6 protein-coding genes and 1 pseudogene are annotated in these 5,765 nt (G+C 28.4%); 3 read left to right on the top strand and 4 right to left on the bottom strand.

Going from position 1 to position 5,765, the window contains the following annotated elements:
* Positions 1-282, top strand: a pseudogene (locus BM384_RS15030) (IS701 family transposase); the annotation flags it as partial.
* 150 nt (positions 283-432) lie between these two features.
* Here BM384_RS15030 and BM384_RS15025 read toward each other — a convergent pair.
* The 3 genes from BM384_RS15025 to BM384_RS15015 form a co-directional block, all read right to left on the bottom strand.
* Positions 433-1,200: a YdcF family protein gene (locus BM384_RS15025; protein WP_242946053.1), complete on the bottom strand. Its 768-nt coding sequence runs from the start codon at positions 1,198-1,200 to the stop codon at positions 433-435.
* Between the two features lie 98 nt (positions 1,201-1,298).
* On the bottom strand, positions 1,299-2,462 hold the full coding sequence (locus BM384_RS15020) for a TIGR02391 family protein (RefSeq protein ID WP_090014793.1): 1,164 nt from the start codon (positions 2,460-2,462) through the stop codon (positions 1,299-1,301).
* Between the two features lie 110 nt (positions 2,463-2,572).
* Positions 2,573-3,262, bottom strand: a complete 690-nt coding sequence (locus BM384_RS15015; protein WP_090014791.1) for a PAQR family membrane homeostasis protein TrhA — start codon at positions 3,260-3,262, stop codon at positions 2,573-2,575.
* Between the two features lie 166 nt (positions 3,263-3,428).
* Here BM384_RS15015 and BM384_RS15010 point away from each other — a divergent pair, with 166 nt between their 5' ends.
* Positions 3,429-4,742 carry a Na+/H+ antiporter NhaC family protein gene (locus BM384_RS15010; RefSeq protein WP_090014789.1) on the top strand — a complete coding sequence of 438 codons (1,314 nt, stop codon included), beginning with the start codon at positions 3,429-3,431 and terminating at the stop codon, positions 4,740-4,742.
* A 46-nt stretch (positions 4,743-4,788) separates the two neighbouring features.
* On the opposite strand, the gene ndk is transcribed toward BM384_RS15010, so the two are convergent.
* On the bottom strand, positions 4,789-5,205 hold the full coding sequence (gene ndk, locus BM384_RS15005; protein WP_090014787.1) for a nucleoside-diphosphate kinase: 417 nt from the start codon (positions 5,203-5,205) through the stop codon (positions 4,789-4,791).
* A 316-nt stretch (positions 5,206-5,521) separates the two neighbouring features.
* Between ndk and BM384_RS18705 the strand changes: the two genes are divergently transcribed.
* Positions 5,522-5,765, top strand: a 244-nt coding sequence (locus tag BM384_RS18705; protein ID WP_175537411.1) for an IS1/IS1595 family N-terminal zinc-binding domain-containing protein, incomplete at its 3' end; no start/stop codon positions are given.

The following is a 5,765-nucleotide window of genomic DNA, read 5'->3' as shown; positions in this document are numbered from 1 at the left end:
ACTGACCGTTGGGCTATTGAGCCATTTTTTAAAGACTGTAAAACTTACTTAGGCCTTGATGGATATCAAGTAAGAAGTGAAAAAAGTATTAATAGATATCTAACAATAATGTTAATAAACTATACTTATTGCAAAATGTATTCTAATAATTCTTATCACTTCAATACTGGATATAAATCTGCTAAGAAGGATCTACAAAAATCTAAAGTAATATTTATCTATGAAGCTGCCGCAAGCGGTACGCCGATAGAAGAAATTTTTGAGTCATTAAAAATAGCTTAGGATTCTGTTTGGTTACTTGACTGTAAAATTTTTCAAGTAAAAATGCACTATCATAGTTATTTCTTTTTTATAAACACATTAATTTTTCATTTTATATAAATTACATTTTTATTTGCATTTTCCATTTTATTCGTAGGATATTTTAAAATATTAATCAAAAATTACACTTTTAACCACAGCAAAGGATTCTCGTAAATAATTAATAGGTATAAGGTACCAGACAGTATTTGATGAATAATTATTTACATTTTCATAGCCATTTTTCTTTGCAATAATTCTACTTCTAAAAGCATGAAAATCTGTTGTAACTATTTTAACTTTTATATCTTTTATTTCTTTATTAGAATCCACCTCTATAACTTCTTTAGAAAATTTAAAATTCTCACTTGTGGTTGAAGATTTATCTTCTATAAGAATCATATTTTCTGGAATACCTTTATCTAAAAGATAGTTCTTCATAGCCTTAGCTTCTGAAATTCTTTCATCATTCCCTCTTCCTCCACTTACTATTATCTTTTTACTCTCCCCTAACTCCTTAAAAATCTTTTCAGCAGCATTAAGACGATAGGACAAAGTAAGACTTGGATAATCTCCATTAAGCCCTGCACCAAGAACCATTATATAATCACTATCTTCAGTGTTATGTTTTGGATAACTTATTATTACCACTTCTATAATAGAAATAAAAATTATAAAAAGCAGCACCCCTACACTAAACAGTTTATAAACTTTATTTAGTAAATCACTTCTTTTAATCATATTATCTATTACCTTTGATAGTGCTCCCATTAATATTAAAAGTACTCCTAAAATTAAACAAGGCATAGAAAAAGCAATTTTTGAAGTACTCATAGTATTTGTTAATATAATATAAACAATTATTAATATGCCTATAATAAATAATAAATTTCTTTTCAAATTATCTCCCCCTGTAATTTAATAAATATAAAAAGTGGGCATCTTATTTAAGTATATATTTTAAGATGTCCACCACATTTATAAATTCATTATAAATTTTATTCTAGTTCTAGGTCTATATCTGTTTTTGAATCTTCAACTTCTTCTTCTGCTAACTTGCTTTCATATTCTGCAATTTCATTTTTAAAGACATTGAACCATGGATGATATTTATCTTTATTTACCACTTCATAAAATCTTTCTGCCACATCATAATAACCTCTAGTTAATCCTTGGCTTATGTAGTCTTTTAAATAGGAATTAATGTTTACTCTATTTAGTTCACAAATTTCATTCCAGAAATAATTATATATATAATCTTGCTCTTCAATACTTCCCTCTGCAAGCTTCATAATAATTGCCTTTGTCCATTTTCCCAAATCTTCAAAGTTTCTTAGATAATCTTCGTTAATCCATGTTCCTAAAGCTCCTGCATCACCTATACATCTATCTGCTGCTTTATTATATCTTCCAACTTTAACGCTAGCTAATAATATATTTTCAATTCTTATCTTTACAGCCTTATCAGTATTTACCCAATACTCTCCTGGAAGGATACTTATAATACTTTTTATTTCCTCTTCATCATTAGTATACTTAAGCTCTTCACTTACAACTGAATATACTCTTGCAACGTCATCTTCCTCAATTACTTCAATAAGAGATTTCATGAAACTTGCCAAATTTTCTGTTTTACCTTTTTTTCTTTTTAAAAGAACTGATATGGCTATATTTCCTCTTTGATCTTTTGGAATTTCAGAAACAAGTAAATCTGAATATTCCTTTGATGGAACATAGTATTCATCAAAAACTCTTAATAAGAAAGTATTCTCTTGAAAACTTACTTTTGACTTATGAATAACTTCAAGGAGGTAATTAACAAAAATAACTATAGAATTACATACTTCTTTAGAGTCAGTCTCACTATTATAGCTTCTTGAATTTCTTACAGCTATGTAAATACCTTTAATTATCTCCTCTATACCTTTTTGAGTGTCTTTTTCTGAGGCAGTTTGTAGATTATTAACTCTTATTTTAGGGTTGTCTCCTCCAAATGCTTCAACAGCTAACTTAGGGCCTTCTATATCAAGACCGCTTTTATTTTTAATGATTTCTGTTAGAAAATGCATTGCATCAAGAATTGCACCTGTATATTTTTCTTCTTTGTAACTTTTCTCAATTGCATTCCATAATTCCTCATTAACATTGTTAATTAACTCCATATTTTCCCTCCCGACAGCTACTTAAATAATACTTTTTCTATAATGTAATTTAATTTTATATCAATTATAAAAATAAGACAAATAAATATCTATTCATATAAATTGTATCATTAGTATACAAATAGATATATACCAAACCAATGTAATATAGCTCCTGCTAGAACAAAGAAATGCCATATAAAATGATTATACTTTTTATCTCTTGAAAAAGGAACCATTCCAATTGTATATAGTATTCCTCCAATAAGAATCATCCATAATAAAGGCCTATTATGCTTAAACCAATCAGGTATGAACATAAGACCACTCCACCCAATTGTAAAGAATAATGTAAAATGAACCCACATATACCTTCCAGGTCCTAAAATACTCATCATAACTATTCCACATATAATTAAAAACCAAGCTATGCAAAAAAGAGTAATTCCTAAAGTATTCCCCCAATACACAAGATAAAGAGGTGCAAAAGTTCCTCCTATTAAAAGATAAATGGATGAATAGTCGAATCTTCGCCAAAGTCTCTTTACTTTTGATCCACTCTTAAATGCATGATATAAAGAGCTCATAAGCATCATTAAGAATAAACTTATTCCGTAAAAACATGATGCCATTACTTTCATTCCAGTATTACTTTTCACTAAAAGAAGTACCATTCCAGCAATGGCTAAAGCTGCCCCTATTCCATGAGTCACTGAGTTTCCTACCTCTTCTAATATTGTAAGAACTGGTGGTTCACTAAGCTTTCTTATTTCTTCTCTTCGTTTTATTTTTTCTTCTTCATTATTATATTTTTTACTCATATTAATTACCTCATCATAAAAAAATATACATTTATTATTATACTCTTCCTATTATTGATAAAAAAATATTTTTTCAAATTATTTTTATACATTCATTAAATTTTATGATATTATAGTTAAAGATTAAGTATAATTAAAAACTACACTGTAGATAAGGAGAGATATTATGAGTAAAAAAAGTAATAGCTGGGCTCTTATTCCAGCATTAGTATTTTTAGTTTTCTACTTAGGACTTGGAATTTGTTTTGAATATGTTTTGTCTATAGATATGGGATTTTATAGTATTCCAATAGTAGTAATCTTTATGGTTGCAATCTTAGTGGCATGTATACAAAATAGAAAATTATCTTTTGATAAAAAACTGGATCTTATGGCCAAGGGAGTTGGCGATAAGAATATTATAACTATGATTTTAATATTTTTATGTGCAGGTGTTTTTGTTGGAGTAACAGGAAGAGATAGTGCACAAGCAGTTGCCTATATGCTTTTATCTGCAGCTCCTGCATGGCTTTCAGTTACTATATTATTTGTTGTTGCATGTTTTGTTTCTTTAGCTATGGGTACATCATGTGGAACAATAACATTATTAGTTCCAATTGCAATTGCAGTTTCTAATGCTTCTGGTTATTCTGTCGCATTTTGTATAGGAGCTGTTATGAGTGGTGCTATGTTTGGAGACAACCTTTCATTTATTTCTGATACAACAATTGCAGCCTGCAATACTCAAGGATGTAAAATGAAAGATAAGTTTAAGGCAAACTTTAAAATAGCTTTTCCTGCAGCTATACTAACTTTAATTATTATTATATTAATGTCTATAAAAGCTGATGCTGGAATGGTTGAAATTCAATCTTATAAGCTTATTATGCTTGTTCCTTATATTCTAGTTTTAGCTGGAGGACTTTTAGGTTTTAATGTATTTGCTGTACTAATTTTAGGAATTGTTTCTGGAACAATTATTAATTTATTTAGTGGAGAAAGCTTCTTTAACTTATTAACAAATATGGGTAGCGGAGCTTCAGGAATGTATGAAACAATTATGGTTACTGTCCTTGTTTCAGCTCTATGTTCATTAATTAGAGAAAATGGTGGTTTTGAAGCTTTATTAAACTTTATTAGAAGAGTTTTCAAAGGCAATAAAGGTGGACAACTTGGTATGGGACTTTTAGTTGGTGTTATGGATATTGCTACTGCTAATAATACTGTTGCTATAGTTATGGCAGGCCCTGTAGCTAAAGAAATGAGTAAAGATTATAATATTACTCCAATGAGAGCAGCTTCTATATTAGATACTTTTTCATGTATCTTCCAAGGTATACTTCCATATGGAGCTCAAATGCTTTTAGCTTTAGCTGCTGCAGCTGAATGTGGCTTTACTGTTACTGCATTTGATATTATACCAAATCTGTTCTATTCATTTGCACTTGCAGTATCATCTATTCTTTACATAGCTTTTAGTAATCCAAAGAAAATATCATAATATAAAAAATAGCCTTAATCACGAAAAATGATTAAGGCTATTTATTTTACTTTGAATATAATTCACTAAACCATAACTTAATTTCTTCTTCTGCCTTTTCAGGAGAATCTGAAGCATGAACCACATTTTCTGTCTTACTTCTTCCATATCTATGTCTTATATTACCTTCATAAGCTTCTTCTGGATCTGTTGCTCCATTTATTCCTCTTATTCTCTTGATGGCGTCATCACCTTGTAAAATCATAGCAACTAAAGGACCTCTTGTAATAAATTGAATTAGTTCTTCATAAAAAGGTTTGCCTTTATGTTGAGAATAATGCTTCTCAGCTAAACTTCTTTCAGCCTTCATCATTTTAAGCTCTACAACCTTAAGGCCATTGTCTTCATATACACTAATAATATTACCAATTATATTTCTTTCTACTCCATCAGGTTTGATTAATACCATACTCTTTTCAATCATAAATTTCATCCTTCCCAAATTTTTAAGTATTCATTACTATTATTTACTATATTCAGAAAATTATAAGTTTATTATAAAAAATATCTTACCTTAACATAAATTTATATTTTCAAATTTAATTATTAATGAAATTATCTTCTTCATATTGAATAACTCCACCTTTAATATTTATGACTTTATATCCTTTTTTCATAAGTTCTATACAAGCATTTAAACTTCTATTGCCTGATCTACATAAAATATAAGGCTGTATTATGAATAAAAGTGATAAAATGTGTCAATCATCTTAACAAAGATTTTTTAGGAGATGATATATTTGAATTCGTATGAGCATTACAATAAAGTATTAGAAATGATAAAACCTATGAATAATTCCTCAAAAAGAAAATTAATTGTTGATATAAGCACGCTAATTGAATTATCCTCAATTAAAAAAGACTCAAAATTAATTTGCCCTCATTGTCATAATAAATACATAGTTAAAAATGGAAAGAACAAAAATGTTCAAAGATATCTTTGTAAAACCTGCAAAAAGTCCTTTGTAGCAAGTACTAATACCC

This window comes from Clostridium sp. DSM 8431, from assembly GCF_900116755.1.
GTDB lineage: Bacteria > Bacillota > Clostridia > Clostridiales > Clostridiaceae > Clostridium.
The sequence above is the reverse complement of the archived record's forward strand: the minus strand, read 5'-3'. Positions and strand labels throughout refer to the sequence as shown.

What these genes read in the sequence shown, in the direction of transcription:
- ndk (WP_090014787.1), bottom strand. Translation starts at nt 5,205, where the DNA reads ATGATTGAAAAGAGTATGGTATTAATCAAACCTGATGGAGTAGAAAGA.
- BM384_RS15010 (WP_090014789.1), top strand. Translation starts at nt 3,429, where the DNA reads ATGAGTAAAAAAAGTAATAGCTGGGCTCTTATTCCAGCATTAGTATTT.
- BM384_RS15015 (WP_090014791.1), bottom strand. Translation starts at nt 3,262, where the DNA reads ATGAGTAAAAAATATAATAATGAAGAAGAAAAAATAAAACGAAGAGAA.
- BM384_RS15020 (WP_090014793.1), bottom strand. Translation starts at nt 2,462, where the DNA reads ATGGAGTTAATTAACAATGTTAATGAGGAATTATGGAATGCAATTGAG.